Raw genomic sequence first — 15,613 nt, 5'->3', positions numbered from 1 at the left:
AGCGTTCAGCAGAGCTGTGGGTACAGCCAAGCGAAGGATTGAAATCCTTGACTGATAGCTGAAGCCATCTAAAGATGACTAGATTATCTGTACCGTCTTTTTGTATTGTGGTTAATTAATGCAACCTGATATAACTTCTGCCTTCTGCCCTCTGCCTTCTGCCTTCGTTCAAATGCAACCTGATATTATTTCTGATAACTGATAACTGATAACTGATAACTGACCTACCCACGAACTAAACCACTGAAACCTGCTACCCAGAGGGATGTTAATATCCAACCAAAGATTATGTGAATCCATAAGTACCATCTTAATAAGCGACCTGCTTTTACTTTGAATAATATTAATGGAATTTCTTCTCCTTTTTTAGGATTTGGCAGCCAAAATTCTTGTTGATGTAGGTCAACTATGGGGATGAAGGTGTCTAATGAATATAACCAGAAGTTAAATTCTGGATAGTCTATATCAATCTTTTTATTGTCGTTAGTTTCTTCACTATATAGACTGATTTCGGAAGATGGTGAAAATGGGCATTTATTATTGGATATTGAGTTTAAACAATAGGCAGAATAAAAGCCAAATAAGTTCCAGCCAAAGGATATAAAAATAGCACTCGAAACTAAAGCTTTTGTAGGTTTATAGCCATAGGCAATTGTTTTATCTAGAAATCCATTCCAAAATTTACTTAATCCGTTGAGTTTTGGTCGAATATCTCTTTCTTTATGAATTAATATTTCTGTAGCTGCATCTGTATCGCCCTCTTTTTTTAAAACTTCAGCTAGTTGTTCATAAGTTTGAGGAAAAAATTCGTTCTCTGGTTTAAGTCTCAGCCATTCAAGGCGGGTTTTGCTATCTTTAGGAACTTTAATATTATCATCTGCATCATCTGCACCAAATTTCTGATAAATGAAACCATCAAGGTTTAGATTGTTTTTTTCAGGCCAACTTTCTTTGTGGTCTCTGAGGCGACCTATTCTGGCAAATTGTAGGTCTAATTTCATCTGCTTAGATTCTTTAATTTTGACCATGCTTAAAGTGTCATCAACTCTGGCGCTAACTAAGTAAATTTTCCCTTTAAAAGTTCCTTCATCTAATAAAATATCTCCGTCAACATTGATTCCTTCAGCAGATAAAACTTTACCTTTCTCGTTGGAAAAGTTGCCTTGAGTGCAATTAAGATTTCCTTTAATATTTGCGGCTGTTAAATCTACTTTGCCCTCAGCTTTGAAGCCTTTGCTGAGAATAATATTAGTTTTAACTTCTATGTTCTGAGCAAAGAGCGCATCTCCTTCTTGATTAGAGAAATGACCTCCACTACAATCTAGTTGACCACCAATAGTAGCTCCAAAAAGACTGACTCTACCCTCACTCTTGAAACCATTGTCCAGAAAGACAGAACTTTTGACCTCTATATTTTGGGCATTGAGCGCATCTCCTTCTTTACTAGAGAAATAACTTCCACTACAGCCAAGTTGACCACCAATATTAGCTCCAGATAGACGAACTCTACCATCAGCTTTGAAACAATTACTTAGAATAACACTGTTTTTGACCTCTATGTTCTCAGCACAAAGCGCATCACCTTGTTGATTAGAGAAATGACCTTGAATACAATTAAGTTGACCACCAATAGTAGCTCCAGATAGACTGACTCTACCCTCAGCCTTGAAGTTATTACTCAGAAAGACAGAACCTTTGACTTCTATGTTCTCAGCAAAAAGCGCATCTCCCTCTTGATTAAAGAAATGACCTTGAATACAATTAAGTTGACTACCAATAGTAGCTCCACATAGACTGACTCTACCCTCAGCCTTGAAGTTATTACTCAGAATCACAGATTTTTTGACTTCTATACTTTCAGCCAAGAGCGCATCACCTTGTTGATTAGAGAAATGACCTTGAATACAATTAAGTTGACCACCAATAGTAGCTCCAGATAGACTGACTCTACCCTCAGCCTTGAAGTTATTACTCAGAAAGACAGAACCTTTGACTTCTATGTTCTCAGCAAAAAGCGCATCTCCCTCTTGATTAAAGAAATGACCTTGAATACAATTAAGTTGACCACCAATAGTAGCTTCTAATAGATTGACTCTACCCTTAGCCTGGAAGCCATTTCTCAGAAAGACATCAGCTTTGACTTCTATGTTCTCAGCAAAAAGCGCATCTCCCTCTTGATTAGAGAAATGACCTCCACTACAATCTAGTTGACCACCAATAGTAGCTCCAGATAGACTGACTCTACCCTCAGCCTTGAAATCATATCTCAGAAAGACATCAGCTTTGACTTCTATACCTTGAGCAATTAGCGCATATCCTTCTGGATTAGAGAAATGACCTTTATTACAAAGGAGTATACAACCAATAGTAGCTCTACCCAGATTTACCTCACCCTTACTCTGAAAGCCATTGTTCAGACATAAACTGCCCCTAACTTCAATCAACGCAGCATCAATACCAACAACATGACTACCATTAAATTTGACTTCTTCTACCTTCACCCCCCTCAGAATAATTTTGTGTATAAAAACACATTCTGTGAAATACAATAAACTTTCAAACTTAACAAACTCAAGATTTAATTCCCCCGAAATCTTAGCTCCACGAACCTGTAAACCATGATTAGTAAAATATTTAAAAGCTTCCACATCTGTACATAGCCAGTAAATAAACTCAGCCGATAATATTCGCTCTTCTCCCCATAATTCTACTTGAGCTGGATTATCAAGTTCTGGAGATTTAACTTGATAATCAGCTACTTCTCCTGCAACAATAGCCTTTAATAACTTTTCCTCAACAGAAGTAAGTGTTATTCTGTACCTCTGCTTTGCTAATGCAACAAAACTGTTAAATTTGTCGGTCATAGTTTTTCAGATTTTAGGAATGTCGTTAATATTATATCTGTATCTATATCATCTCCGAAAAAGATACAGACTTCTTGCAAGAGTAGGGAATAGGGAATAGGAATATAGATTTTCGATCCAATGGCTTAAAATCGCCCCATCACCCCACCTCCCCATCTCCCCATCTCCCCACACTCTTTAATTCACACCACGGCAAAACCTGTAAATTGTCGAACATAAGGCGCTCGATATCCCAAAACAATATCTGATGAGGGTACTCCCAATTCTATCAACTGATGAGCTAGTCCTATTTCGGTAAAATCACGCTGAATCCAAATTTTTCTATCCTTAATATCAATATGAATTGGGCATCCATACATTCGCTCTTCATCACGCCATCCCGCATACAACAATAAATAGCGGTCGCGTTCTAGGTCGAAAACTATTTCAGTGGTTTCCATATCTTCCTCAGAATGTTCGTGAGCGTGTTGATTGATAATTTTCTGAACTAATTCGCGATAATCTAGTTTTTCCATAAAGTTATCTCCTCCTTTTGAATATGAAAAATCAACAGCTTTAAGGAAAGAAAGCGATCGCTCTACTTTTGAAAAATTTCAAAATGTCACTGTTGATGCAAACAATACTCTATCCAAGCCTGTTTGATAGTATTTTGACCCGCTTCAGACCAGAAAAAATTGCGATGCACTTCCTGAAATCCTAAGTCAATAAACTGAGCCAGCTCCTTTTCTGATAAAGGCCAAGGAGGACCATCAGGTATAACATCCGTATCCCGTATACGAGTAATCACCAAAAGTGTTCCCCCTTCTACTACCACTGGAGCAATGCAGTTAATAACTCTCTCTCGCATCTCCACGGGCAAAGCTTGAATAGTGCGTGACTCGATCGCTAAATCAAAGTAGTTATGCCAGTTTGTATCTAATGCCAATAGATCGGCAACCAGATAGTTGACTGAAGAATCAGGAAACCTTTGATGACACCAAGAAATTGCTGTTGGAGAAATATCAAACGCAGTCACCTGAAAACCTAACTTGGATAAAGCTTCTGCATCATCACCCAACCCACATCCAATCACTAAAGCATTCCTTCCTTCTCCTTGAGGTTGAGAAAAATTTAACCAGTCTTGTAGGTAGGGGTGGGTAGTTAAACGTGCCCAAGGTATTTGTGTAGCATCTCTGTGTGCTTCTGAATATAAAACTTCAAACCATCCAGTGGGGTTTAATTTTTGTGCTTCAGTAGCTAAGGTTTTGACTTTTTGCTGAATAGCTTCTGGTAGTTGTTCAAACATGGATTTGATTTTCTAGGATTGATTTCAGTTATATATAAATTATATCAGTTGAGGCAACCTTGGCCCGCACACTATCTGTATTTTTGTTGAGTTGTGAGATGCGATTTTTATCTTGCGGAGCAAAACCCAACCTATATGATACTCGATCGTATAATGTCTGATATCATGTCCGGTAGCATCGGTCTTGTATAGAGAAGGTAAGGAACAAGTAAGAAGGAAGAAAGAAGAAGCTTTAAGAGAAGGAAAAATTTTACTTATATGGCGGTAGATATTTCTCCAAGTTTTACACGGGACTATACTAACGGACATGATATGAAATAGCAGAACAAATTCGCGTCTATGGCACTGTACAAGGTATTGGTTTTCGCTCTATTTTCTTAAATTTTAGGCGTTGGTAATTTGAGGTATGATACCATGTCCGGATAAGAGCGCAATAGAACTCCGTGACCTTTACGATCCCCGAAAAACTTTCTCCTTCTACTCGGAGTTTCTTCTTCTTTCTTCCCTCCTGACTCCTGACTCCTGACTCCTGACTCCTAAAGAATTAAGATTAATATCATACACGCGCTTTACCAACGCCAAATTTTACATTTCAAAAGTTGTCGCAGAAAATAGGGCAGAGCATTACACTCCTGTTTTGCTCTCGGTTCTAAACAGGCAGTAATATGCTGATAGGTAACGGCATGATGTAAAGCACATAAAGGTTTTGCTAATTTCCAAGCTTCTAGTAAACGAGGCTTTGATTCATAAATTTCCCATTGGCTTAAGTATTCATCTCGCAAACTTTTTAAGGGCGAGAAAAAAGGATTTTTATTCTGGATAAAAAATAATGGAAACATATCAAAAAAAGGATGAGAAATACAGCTATCCGTCCAATCAAAAATGAGATATTTATTGTTATGCAAAGCAACATTTCCTAAATGCAAGTCTCCATGAACTAATGTTTGGGGAATTTTATATTCTGCCAGTTGAGAACATAAGTTTTTCAGATGTGGAGCAAGTGTTTGTAGTTTCTGAATTTCAGTTTATTTGAATTGAGATAGAACATTTTTATCGTTAAATAAAACATCTATTTGAGTTGATAATTTTTCCAAACGTCGGTCTAAACATCCGATACTCAATAAATTATCAATATGCTGAATTGATTTGATTTGTATTTGAGCGAGTAAACGATAAATATCTTTTTGTAGTTTGATGCGTGAATTTCTACCAATAGGTTCCCCAAAATCAGCTAATAACATCCAGTGATGCTCAGAATTTATACTAAGCACAGTAGGAATATGTTGGGGAAATAAATTTGCCAATTCGGTTGTGACTAATGGTTCGTTGCAAAAAAGAGGTAGTGTAGAAGCTTGCTTGAAATAAATATTTCCGGCTGTGGTCTTAACCCGCAACACACAAGATATACCCCAACTTTTGATACATTCTATGGGAGAAAGTTGTTGATAATTTAATTCTAATAATTGCTCTTCAATCCATTTTTTTGCAGAGTATAACCAACCTTTTCTAGCCCAAGGTGGACGTAGTTCTGGAATTTCACTACTTTCAATTTCTCTTAAATATTCTTGGATAACTGATTTATGTTCTGGTAATTTTAGAGATATATTTTTCAAAGTTTCAAGGTCAACCCAAGAAGCATCTTGGAATTTTTCTAAAAGCTCTTTTATCGAATAATTATGTTCCAGTACATATATTGTGTGAATTTCACATTTAGATTTATCGTCATAATTATGAGCGTAATATAAAATGTTTGCCGAAATACCAAGTTCTTGTTCTATTACTTTTTGAATAGTTGCAAAATCACTAGGGTGTATATCTTCATTTATACAAATATTGGGTAAAAACCAAGTATTTTCATCATCGGATAGCATCAAAATTTTAGCTTCAGTGGGATGGGGTAAAATTGCATATAAATGAAATTTCCAACGCTGGAAAAATCTGTTGAATATCTGATTGATGCTTGACAATAATATTATCATTTTCTAGACTTCATCACATCATACAAACTTTATCAGTTATTATAAGGATTCAGCTATTAGCTGTCAGCTCTCAGCTCTCATGATAAGGTTTACAGCACTTTTTAGGATAGTGAGGTACAGTTTGAAAATTAATCTTTTTTTTCCCTACTCCCAAATTCCCCTCCTGGGAGGGGTTAGGGGTGGGTTCCTACTCCCTAAAGTCCTAAAATTTTGTACCTCATCAACTCCAAAACTGCTGTAAATGAATATAGACTTTAAAGCCAATTTTTGTAGCAAGTATAAATTAAGTATAAATTTTGACTCAATTATTAAAGCTTTTATCTAAAAATAAAAGCAATAGCTGTTTGCGTAGCATCCCGCAGGGAAGTGCTGATCGCTGACGGCTGTTTGCGCAGCATTCCGTAGGAAATGCTTACATTAAAAATTATCATAATTATTATCCATAATGTCTGAAATAACAGAAGAAATTCGAGTTTATGGCACTGTACAAGGTGTCGGTTTTCGCCCTACTGTCTACCGCATTGCTAAAACATTGGGGTTGCGCGGTGAAGTTAGTAACGACGGACAAGGTGTACTAATCAAAGTTGTGGGCGATCGCTCTACTATTGATGAATTTATCGAAAAATTACATTCTGAACGCCCTCTCCTGGCAAACATCGAAACCATCACTAGACACCAACTCCCCAACCAAAATTTTGCGGATTTTATCATTGCCCCCAGCACCACCAATACAGTTCGTACCCAAATAGCTCCCGATGCTGCCACCTGCTCCATGTGCAAAAGCGAAATATTCGACCCCATGAGTCGCTGGTATCGCTACCCATTCACTAACTGTACCCACTGCGGACCTCGTCTGAGTATTATCAAAAAATTACCTTACGACCGCAAAAATACTACTATGGCAAATTTTCACCTTTGCCCGGAATGTCAGGAAAACTATTCCGAACCACTTAACCGTCGCTTCCACGCTCAACCTACCGCTTGTCATGTTTGCGGACCGAAAGCTTGGTTAGAAAGAGCGGATGGTAAACCTGTAACTGCCGATATGTTTTCAATGTTGGATGATGTGGATGCGGTCTGTACTCTCATCCAAAGAGGAATGATAGTTGCTATCAAAGGTTTAGGCGGTTTTCATCTTGCTTGCGATGCCACTAATGAGGAGGCGGTGCAAAAGTTACGTCATCGCAAACGCCGTCCGGATAAACCTCTGGCTTTGATGGCGCGGGATATAGAGGTAATTTCTGAATATTGTCATATTACTGATGCGGAACAGAAATTATTGGAAAGTGTTGCTGCTCCTATTGTGTTGTTGCAGAAAACTATTGTACAACAGTTAGCACCTAGTGTTGCACCAGGACAAAATACTCTAGGTTTTATGCTTCCGTATACGCCACTGCATCATTTAGCGTTGCGTCGTTTAAATGTTCCCATAGTATTAACAAGTGGCAATTTTTCTGACGAACCTCAGTGTATTGATAATGAAGAAATGCGGGAAAAACTATCAGAAATTGCTGATTATTTTTTAATACATAATCGCCCTATTTTTAATCGGGTTGATGATTCGGTAGTACGAGTTATTAAGGAAGTTCCTCAAGTTCTTCGTCGTGCCCGTGGTTATGCACCAGCACCGATTAATTTACCCCCAGGATTTGCAAATATTTCTCCGATTTTAGCCATGGGAAGTCAGTTGAAAAATACCTTTTGTTTGTTGCGTGATGGGCAAGCTATTTTATCTCAACATATTGGAGATTTAGAAAATAATTTGGCTGCTACAGCTTATGAAAAAACTTTGAATCTTTTCTTAGGTTTATTGGAGGCTGAACCAAATACAATTGTTGTGGATAAACACCCGGAATATTTATCAACAAAACTGGGAAAAAATCTGGCTGTAGCTAATGATTTAAACTTGATTGAAGTGCAGCATCATCATAGTCATATTGCAGCTTGTATGGCAGAAAATGGTTTAAATATTGACTCAAATCCAGTTTTAGGAATTGCTTTGGATGGGTTGGGTTATGGAGAAGATGGAACTATTTGGGGGGGAGAATTTTTATTAGCAGATTATCACAGTTTTGAACGTTTAGGAACTTTTAAACCTGTGCCAATGATTGGAGGAGAAAAAGCTATTTCCCAACCTTGGCGCAATACTTATGCTCATTTAGTAACTGCTTTTGGTTTAGATTTTCTTAAGGATTACGAAGATTTAGAATTATTTAATTTTTTCCAAACAAAACCTCTGGCCACCTTAAATCAAATGATGGAAAAAGGGATTAATTCTCCCCTAGCTTCTTCTTGCGGACGGTTATTTGATGCGGTGGCTGCAGCGATTGGTATTTGTCGAGAATTTTGTAGTTATGAAGGCCAAGCAGCGATAAATTTAGAGGCTTTAGCAACAGAGTATTTATTAAATGATGCTAAAGAAATAGAAGGTTATCAATTTAATATGCTTACCTTAAGTAAAGATAGTAAATTCCCTCTTACTTATCTGGTGCCACAGCCGATGTGGCAATCCTTACTGATAGAAACAAAACAAAGTGCTTCTCCGGCTCTGATGGCAGCTAAGTTTCATCAAGGATTAGCGATCGCTATTTCTGAGATGGTGGCTGAGTTACATCAGAGTTGTGAGTTTAATCAAGTGGCTTTGAGCGGTGGGGTATTTCAAAATAAGTTGTTGCTTTCTGGAGTGAGCGATCATCTAATTAAAATGGGCTTGGAAGTGTTGACTCATAGTCAGGTTCCACCTAATGATGGCGGTTTATCTCTGGGTCAAGTTGTTATTGCTGCGGCTAGAATGGGAGGGCAAGACAAGGATTTTGCCACGGATGCGCGGATTTGAAAAAATTTTGATTAGTGAGCGATCGTCTAATTAAAATGGGGTTGGAAGTGTTGACTCACAGTCAAGTTCCACCTAATGATGGTGGTTTATCTCTGGGTCAAATTGTTATTGCTGCGGCTAGGGAGTAGGGGAGTAGGGGAGTAGGGGAGTAGGGGAGTAGGGAGGTAAAATTAAAATATTACCTACACTATATTTATGCACTCTCTAGCAACTCAAAAATGGATAAAAAAATTTGTTTTGATTTTAATTAAACGTTGATTAATTTAAGAAAAATGTGTTTAGGAATTCCTGGTCAAATTATTGAAATAACGGATATTGTCAATAAATTGGCAACAGTTAATATTAGTGGGGTGAAACGAGAGGTGAATATTGCCTGCATAGTTGATGAAGAACATCCGGTTGAGTCTTGTGTTGGTGACTGGGTGTTAGTTCATGTTGGTTTTGCCATGAACCGTTTGGATGAAGAAGAGGCAGTAGAAACTTTGAAATTATTGCAGGAAGTTGCTGCGGTAATGAATTAAAACGTAGGTTGGGTTGAACAGATGAAACCCAACAACTCTAATAGATGTAGGTTGGGTTGAGGGAGGAAACCTAACATATTATTATGATATTTATTTAGATATCTCCAAAAAATAAACTTGCCTTTTGTTTAACATCAGCTAGAGTTGTAAAAGTCACTTCTCTAAATCGTTTTTCGTACCTTTTTCCTAAAAATCTCTTCCCTGGTGCTTGTTGCCTGTTGCCTACTCTTCCAAAAAGTCTATATCTTTTTCGGAGATATCTATTAGACATCTCCAATAATCAAAAATAAAATCAATTATCGCACATAAATTATCAATTACTCCCCTCCTGGGAGGGGGAGGGGCGAGGGGTGGGTTCCCTGTTCCCTGTTCCCTGTTATCTCTTTTCTGGAGATGTCTATTTATAATAGAGTTGTTGGGAAATAACAATTGAACAATGCTCAAAAGCTTATTCTATAAGGTTTTCATGATTCGAGGGCTGAAAAACGCTATAAACTTTGACCAATAAGGGTTTTAGCCATTTTTTTAGCTTAATTCCCAACAACTCTAATAACTTATTTGTTGGGTTGCGCTAGCGCTTAACCCAACCTACAATACGACAACTTATAACAGAAACAGAAAAAATATATGAAATACGTTAAAGAATTTCGCGACCCCCACAAAGCGCAAGGTTTAGTAAGAGAAATTGATAAACTCAGCCAAAAATTAGGATACACAACCGATCGCCCACTAAAAATCATGGAAGTTTGTGGTGGTCACACTCACTCTATTTTCAAATATGGCATTGAGGAAGTTTTACCTAATAATGTCGAACTAATACATGGCCCTGGATGTCCAGTTTGCGTGATGCCAAGAGGTAGATTAGATGACGCGATCGCTCTGGCGGAAAAACCCAACGTTATTTTTACAACTTTCGGCGATGCGATGCGGGTGCCGGGTTCTCAAAAAAGTTTGTTGCAGGCAAAAGCTCAAGGTGCAGATATTCGGATGGTTTATTCGCCCCTGGATAGTTTGAAGATAGCAAAGGAAAACCCAGAAAAAGAGATAATTTTCTTTGGTTTAGGTTTTGAAACTACTGCTCCCAGTGCAGCTTTAACTATTTTGCAAGCAGAAACGGAAGGTATTGAAAACTTTAGTATTTTCAGCAACCATGTTTTGGTTGTACCTGCTCTAGAAGCATTACTGAGTAACCCAGATTTGGAATTACAAGGTTTTGTCGGGCCCGGTCATGTGAGTATGGTTATTGGCACCGAACCCTATCGCGTGATTTCCGAAAAATATCAGAAACCTTTGGTAGTATCAGGATTTGAACCTCTGGATATTTTGCAATCTATTTGGATGTTGCTGCAACAAATGGTGGAAGGTCGTTGTGAGGTAGAAAACCAATATAGTCGCGTGGTTAAAGAAGGAGGTAATAAGGTCGCACTGGAAGCAATGGGCAAAGTATTTGAAGTGCGGGATAAGTTTGAGTGGCGAGGTTTGGGAGATATTCCTGAGTCTGGGTTAAAAATTACTGATGCTTATGGCTGTTTTGATGCCGAAATTAAATTTTGTGTGCCTAACAAAAAAGTTGCTGATGCTAAAGCTTGCCAATGTGGGGAAATTCTCAAAGGTGTTTTGAAACCTTGGCAATGTAAAGTATTTGGTACTGCTTGTACTCCAGAAAATCCTATTGGCACTTGTATGGTTTCCTCAGAAGGTGCTTGTGCTGCCTATTATAAATATGGAAGGTTGTTTAAGAAGGAAGAGGGAAGAAGGAAGAAGGAAGAAGATAAGGTATTTAGTTTGAATATGAAATAAGGAAAAGTAAGGGTGCATCTCAATTTTGAATAAAGCCAAAAAATTATCACTTTTAGGCAACAGGCAACAGGCAACAGGGAATAGGGAATAGGGAATAGATAAGAAAAAAGTATTTTTGCAAATATGAGATGCACAAAAGTAATATAGAATAGGGGAAAAAGGTGTAAATTTGTTCCCATATTCACCATCTTCCCATCTCTTTATATTGAAGTACATAAATAGACATCTGGTGATCATAAAAAATCAAATCAATTATCACACAGAAATTATCAATTATTTCCCCCTACTGCCTACTCCCTACTGCCTACTCCCTCTTTTCTAGAGATGCCTAATAGATCCCATAATTCTATATATATTAGTTTAGTAAAATAGAAGGAAAAAATTATGCCATTTATAACAATTCAAATTGCTGACGGTCATTCCGTTGAATTAAAACGCAAACTTGCAAAAGCTGTCACTGATACTGTTGTTTCTACTTTAGGAACAAAACGAGAGTGGGTGACAATTCATATCGACGAATTTAGTCGAGAAAATTGGGCGATCGGCGGTCAACTTCATATTGATAAACATCCCGGTCGTCATGCAGAAAAAGTAGAAAATGATAGTTAATTTATCTGGAAAAAATTGACGGTTAATTTGAAAAAGTAAGCAATTAATTCGTAAGCATTCAGCCGTCAGCTATCAGCTATTGCTTTAGGAAATGCTTACATTAATTCTTTTTAAATTACCGTTTAAAAATTATGCTGAATCAAGAAATAGTAATTAGAGAAGCAGTTCCCAGTGACATAAAAATAATTATGGAATTGCTGTATCTAAAAGCAAGATTTGACGGCTGCCCCGAATCTCTTAAAGCAACAACTGAACAACTAAATAACGATTTATTCGGCACAACTCCCCTTACTTCTATCTTATTAGCAGAAGTAGGGGGTAAAGCTGTAGGTTTCGCTAGTTATCATCGAATTTATTCTACATTTTTAGCTAAACCTGGTATTTGGCTAGATGATTTGTATTTAAAAGCAGAATACCGAGGTAAAAAAATTGGTACAGCTTTAATGACTCGTCTGTATCAAATAGCTGAAGAAACAGGTTGCGGTAGAATTGATTGGACTGTGAATATTAACAACGATAATGGTATTCAGTTTTACGAAAAAATGGGAGCCAATATTATAGAAAAGGTGAGATTATGTCGCCTGGAAATTCACTAATGAGGTATTAACCCTGATGAAATTTTGTAGTTAGTAAAATAAAGTAGGTTGGGTAGAACGAAGTGAAACCCAACATAATCAGAGATGTTTTTAATGTAGCTTAAAACAGGTCTATGACAAACCAAGAAGACGTTTCTAAAATTACCCCAAGCTCAAATTATTCAGCTCAAATCAAGCAATTTGAGGATGAGTTGCTCGAATTTATGAAACAATATGGTTTACCTACAGATTCTGTATTAGTAACGGTAAATGAAAGACTGAAAGTTTTTAAGAACATAGAAGATGTTGTTGAAAAAATAGAAGATAATCAAAAAAAACGTTCTTTTTATATCTCAAAATTTATTGTCGCTTCAGCAGCAGGATTGTTTGATGCTGCTTTAAATTACCTCTGGGATGAAACAATTTATGAACTACGAATAAGAGTTTCACAATATGACTTAGATTACTTTTTTGATACTGCTGTTGGTGCTAGTTCTGAGCGACGTAAGAAGTTAAAAGATAAAGATGATTTAGTTAAGATAAATGATAGTGAATTAATCAAAGCTGCTAATGAAATTGGATTAATATCAGACTTAGGTTTTCAACACCTTGATTATGTAAGATATATGCGCAACTGGGCAAGTGCAGCCCATCCTAATCATAATCAAATTACAGGTTTACAGCTTATAAGTATGCTAGAAACTTGTATTATTGAAGTAATTACTCTCCCTTTGTCAAATGTAGTAGTTGAGATTAAAAAGCTTCTTAAAAATATTAAGACTAACCAAATATCTGAGAAAGATGCTAAACAAATAGCCTCTTTTTGTATAGATTTAACAGTGGAGAAAATAAACACTTTAACTGCTGGTTTATTTGGTATTTATACTCAACTTAATAGTACAACTCAAACTCGGCAAAATGTCAGGCTTCTAATTCCTTTTTTATGGGATAGATTAGATGAGGAGACACGCTATCAATTTGGCACAAAGTATGCAAGGTTTGTAGCAAATAATGACCAACTTCAAGCAAATTTAGCTCGTGAATTTCTGGAAACAGTGTCAGGACAATCTTATATACCAGATAATATTCGTTTGGCTGAAATACAGACATCTATTGAAAACTTACTGACAGCTCATAGAGAAATAAATAACTTCTACAACGAACCTCCATTTGCTCGACAACTCCAAAGACTTGTTGGCGATATGGGTAAGATTCCACCTCAAGTAAACCGTGAATATGTCTATTGTTTAGTAGAAGTATTTTTAACCAATGGAAATGGTATTGCTTGGGGTGCTGAAGAGATATACATAGTTATGCTAGAAAAATTCGATTCTGAACAAGCACTTATAGCAATACTTTCTTTCAATGACTCAAACATTTCTGCTAGTTTACAACATAAATTGTGTCAAAAAAAGTTTAGGGAATTATTGGAAGTAATGACAAACAAAGTTTCCAATCAGGAAATAAGAGAATTTATTGAGCAGTTAAAAAAATACAACGCTCCTTTAAATACAATGAAAAATGATTCAGACATTAAACGTGAGGTTGAAAATTTGAAAAAAATACTATCGTAAATAGATTACTAAATCTAAAAAACTAGCAATATTAATTAAATTGATATTTAATATCATAACTGATAACTGAAATGACAAACTCTCCTGACAACGAATCCACACAACATCCTTTATTTAAAAAAATCGAACAAGCGCGACGTCGCCCGACAAAAGTGCGCGACACCAACATTAATCTCGCTCACGGTAGTGGTGGTAAAGCAATGCGCGACCTTATAGAAGATATTTTTGTCAGCAACTTTGATAACCCCACCCTCTCCCAACTCGAAGACCAAGCAACATTTGACCTGGCAACTCTCACTGCTCAAGGAGACAGACTTGCTTTTACCACCGACTCTTATGTCATTGACCCCATCTTTTTTCCCGGAGGCAATATTGGCGAACTGGCAGTCAACGGCACCGTTAACGATCTAGCGATGAGTGGAGCAAAACCTCTGTATCTCTCCTGCGGAATGATTATTGAAGAAGGTTTCCCCGTTGACTCCCTCCGAGAAATAGCAAAAAGTATGAAAGCAGCAGCAGATGTTGCGGGAGTTAAAATTGTCACTGGAGACACAAAAGTTGTTCACCGAGGTGCTGCCGACAAATTATTTATCAATACTGCGGGAGTAGGTGTAATTCGTTCTGGTGTTTCTATTTCTGCTCAAAATCTCCAACCAGGGGATGCCGTTATTGTGAATGGTTATCTTGGAGACCACGGAGCAGCTATTACGATCGCCCGTGGAGACCTAGCTTTAGCAACGGAAGTGGAAAGCGATACTCAAGCTTTGAATGGTTTGGTGGATACTATTCTCGATGTTTGTCCGGAAGTTAGGGCGATGCGAGATGCTACCCGTGGGGGTGTAGCAACAGTATTAAATGAATTTGCCATGAGTTCGGAAGTGGGAATAAGACTTTTTGAGTCTTCCCTACCAGTGCGGGAGGAAGTGCAGGGAGTCTGTGAAATTCTCGGTCTCGACCCTTTATATTTTGCCAATGAAGGTAAGTTAGTGACGGTGGTGCCAGGAGAAAAAGCGGAAACTGTTTTGGCAGCAATGAAATCTCATCCTACAGGTATTGATGCTGCTATTGTTGGGGAAGTTATTGTTTCTCCTCCGGGAATTTTGTTGTTGCAAACCACCTTTGGAACCGAGCGTATTGTGGATATGTTGGTGGGAGACCAACTGCCAAGAATTTGTTAAGAAGGAGCAAGACAAGGATTTTTTCACGGATGTAGGGATGATCGAAATTTTGTAGGGGTTTGGTCTCCAAACCCTCCCACTTATAGAAGTTAAAAGTCAGATTTTATAGGCTCAAAACTTTGACACTCCCTCAAAAAATATTTTCCCAAAGATTTTTTCACCGATGAGCAAGACAAGGATTTGGGCACGGATGCACCGATGATGGAAATTTTGTCGGGGTAATGTCTCCCAACCCTCCTACTTATAAAAGTTAAAAGTCAGATTTTATAGAACCCCTAACCGTATCTTCATATAAATATCAAGTTTTTTTGACTAGGAGACAGCTATACTGGAGACAGGAGACAGAAGGTAAGAGAGAAAAGGTTAAGAGGGAAGATTTGGGGAGAGATAAT

At 37.5% G+C, this 15,613-nt stretch carries 14 protein-coding genes; 8 read left to right on the top strand and 6 right to left on the bottom strand.

The genetic code is table 11. The annotated features are described in order from the left end of the window. Window positions 1-224: 224 nt before the first annotated feature. From F6K27_RS11645 to F6K27_RS11625, 5 genes are all read right to left on the bottom strand, one after another. Window positions 225-2,864, bottom strand: a complete 2,640-nt coding sequence (locus tag F6K27_RS11645; RefSeq protein ID WP_287300871.1) for a hypothetical protein — start codon at window positions 2,862-2,864, stop codon at window positions 225-227. Window positions 2,865-3,046: 182 nt separating this feature from the next. Continuing rightward, on the bottom strand, window positions 3,047-3,379 hold the full coding sequence (locus F6K27_RS11640; protein WP_287273411.1) for a XisI protein: 333 nt from the start codon (window positions 3,377-3,379) through the stop codon (window positions 3,047-3,049). Between the two features lie 86 nt (window positions 3,380-3,465). After that, entirely contained in the window at window positions 3,466-4,149 is a 684-nt protein-coding gene (locus tag F6K27_RS11635; RefSeq protein WP_287273413.1) for a bifunctional 2-polyprenyl-6-hydroxyphenol methylase/3-demethylubiquinol 3-O-methyltransferase UbiG, read from the bottom strand. A 569-nt stretch (window positions 4,150-4,718) separates the two neighbouring features. Next, entirely contained in the window at window positions 4,719-5,138 is a 420-nt protein-coding gene (locus F6K27_RS11630) for a phosphotransferase (protein WP_353735975.1), read from the bottom strand. A 36-nt stretch (window positions 5,139-5,174) separates the two neighbouring features. Continuing rightward, entirely contained in the window at window positions 5,175-6,128 is a 954-nt protein-coding gene (locus F6K27_RS11625) for a hypothetical protein (protein ID WP_287273415.1), read from the bottom strand. A gap of 445 nt (window positions 6,129-6,573) precedes the next feature. Here F6K27_RS11625 and hypF point away from each other — a divergent pair, with 445 nt between their 5' ends. The 3 genes from hypF to F6K27_RS11615 all read left to right on the top strand — a co-directional run bounded on the left by hypF (window position 6,574) and on the right by F6K27_RS11615 (window position 9,485). Continuing rightward, entirely contained in the window at window positions 6,574-8,964 is a 2,391-nt protein-coding gene (hypF, locus tag F6K27_RS11620; protein WP_287273417.1) for a carbamoyltransferase HypF, read from the top strand. Between the two features lie 14 nt (window positions 8,965-8,978). Beyond that, window positions 8,979-9,092: a hypothetical protein gene (locus F6K27_RS34330; RefSeq protein WP_375339708.1), complete on the top strand. Its 114-nt coding sequence runs from the start codon at window positions 8,979-8,981 to the stop codon at window positions 9,090-9,092. A gap of 126 nt (window positions 9,093-9,218) precedes the next feature. Further along, on the top strand, window positions 9,219-9,485 hold the full coding sequence (locus F6K27_RS11615; RefSeq protein ID WP_287300870.1) for a HypC/HybG/HupF family hydrogenase formation chaperone: 267 nt from the start codon (window positions 9,219-9,221) through the stop codon (window positions 9,483-9,485). A gap of 94 nt (window positions 9,486-9,579) precedes the next feature. On the opposite strand, the gene F6K27_RS11610 is transcribed toward F6K27_RS11615, so the two are convergent. Next, window positions 9,580-9,756, bottom strand: coding sequence for a hypothetical protein (locus F6K27_RS11610; protein ID WP_287273419.1), 177 nt, complete (start codon window positions 9,754-9,756; stop codon window positions 9,580-9,582). Window positions 9,757-10,112: 356 nt separating this feature from the next. Between F6K27_RS11610 and hypD the strand changes: the two genes are divergently transcribed. The 5 genes from hypD to hypE all read left to right on the top strand — a co-directional run bounded on the left by hypD (window position 10,113) and on the right by hypE (window position 15,221). Next, window positions 10,113-11,285: a hydrogenase formation protein HypD gene (hypD, locus tag F6K27_RS11605; RefSeq protein ID WP_287273421.1), complete on the top strand. Its 1,173-nt coding sequence runs from the start codon at window positions 10,113-10,115 to the stop codon at window positions 11,283-11,285. Window positions 11,286-11,669: 384 nt separating this feature from the next. Beyond that, entirely contained in the window at window positions 11,670-11,894 is a 225-nt protein-coding gene (locus F6K27_RS11600) for a 4-oxalocrotonate tautomerase family protein (RefSeq protein WP_287273423.1), read from the top strand. Window positions 11,895-12,025: 131 nt separating this feature from the next. Continuing rightward, window positions 12,026-12,490 (top strand): GNAT family N-acetyltransferase, encoded by a 465-nt coding sequence (locus F6K27_RS11595; RefSeq protein WP_287273425.1) that lies wholly within the window; start codon window positions 12,026-12,028, stop codon window positions 12,488-12,490. 113 nt (window positions 12,491-12,603) lie between these two features. After that, window positions 12,604-14,043 carry a hypothetical protein gene (locus tag F6K27_RS11590; RefSeq protein ID WP_287273426.1) on the top strand — a complete coding sequence of 480 codons (1,440 nt, stop codon included), beginning with the start codon at window positions 12,604-12,606 and terminating at the stop codon, window positions 14,041-14,043. Window positions 14,044-14,114: 71 nt separating this feature from the next. Next, complete coding sequence (gene hypE / locus F6K27_RS11585) at window positions 14,115-15,221, top strand: hydrogenase expression/formation protein HypE (protein ID WP_287273428.1); 1,107 nt, start codon at window positions 14,115-14,117, stop codon at window positions 15,219-15,221. The last annotated feature ends 392 nt before the right edge of the window (window positions 15,222-15,613 follow it).

The organism is Okeania sp. SIO2F5 (genome assembly GCF_010692685.1).
In the GTDB taxonomy this organism is placed as follows: Bacteria; Cyanobacteriota; Cyanobacteriia; order Cyanobacteriales; family Microcoleaceae; genus Okeania; species Okeania hirsuta.
This window is presented reverse-complemented; position numbering and strand designations above follow the sequence as displayed.

Excerpts from the sequence above, each read along its gene's own strand:
- F6K27_RS11640 (WP_287273411.1), bottom strand. The coding sequence starts at position 3,379 with ATGGAAAAACTAGATTATCGCGAATTAGTTCAGAAAATTATCAATCAA.
- hypD (WP_287273421.1), top strand. The coding sequence starts at position 10,113 with ATGAAATACGTTAAAGAATTTCGCGACCCCCACAAAGCGCAAGGTTTA.
- hypF (WP_287273417.1), top strand. The coding sequence starts at position 6,574 with ATGTCTGAAATAACAGAAGAAATTCGAGTTTATGGCACTGTACAAGGT.
- F6K27_RS11590 (WP_287273426.1), top strand. The coding sequence starts at position 12,604 with ATGACAAACCAAGAAGACGTTTCTAAAATTACCCCAAGCTCAAATTAT.
- F6K27_RS11610 (WP_287273419.1), bottom strand. The coding sequence starts at position 9,756 with ATGTCTAATAGATATCTCCGAAAAAGATATAGACTTTTTGGAAGAGTA.
- F6K27_RS11600 (WP_287273423.1), top strand. The coding sequence starts at position 11,670 with ATGCCATTTATAACAATTCAAATTGCTGACGGTCATTCCGTTGAATTA.
- F6K27_RS11595 (WP_287273425.1), top strand. The coding sequence starts at position 12,026 with ATGCTGAATCAAGAAATAGTAATTAGAGAAGCAGTTCCCAGTGACATA.
- F6K27_RS11625 (WP_287273415.1), bottom strand. The coding sequence starts at position 6,128 with ATGATAATATTATTGTCAAGCATCAATCAGATATTCAACAGATTTTTC.
- hypE (WP_287273428.1), top strand. The coding sequence starts at position 14,115 with ATGACAAACTCTCCTGACAACGAATCCACACAACATCCTTTATTTAAA.
- F6K27_RS11645 (WP_287300871.1), bottom strand. The coding sequence starts at position 2,864 with ATGACCGACAAATTTAACAGTTTTGTTGCATTAGCAAAGCAGAGGTAC.
- F6K27_RS11635 (WP_287273413.1), bottom strand. The coding sequence starts at position 4,149 with ATGTTTGAACAACTACCAGAAGCTATTCAGCAAAAAGTCAAAACCTTA.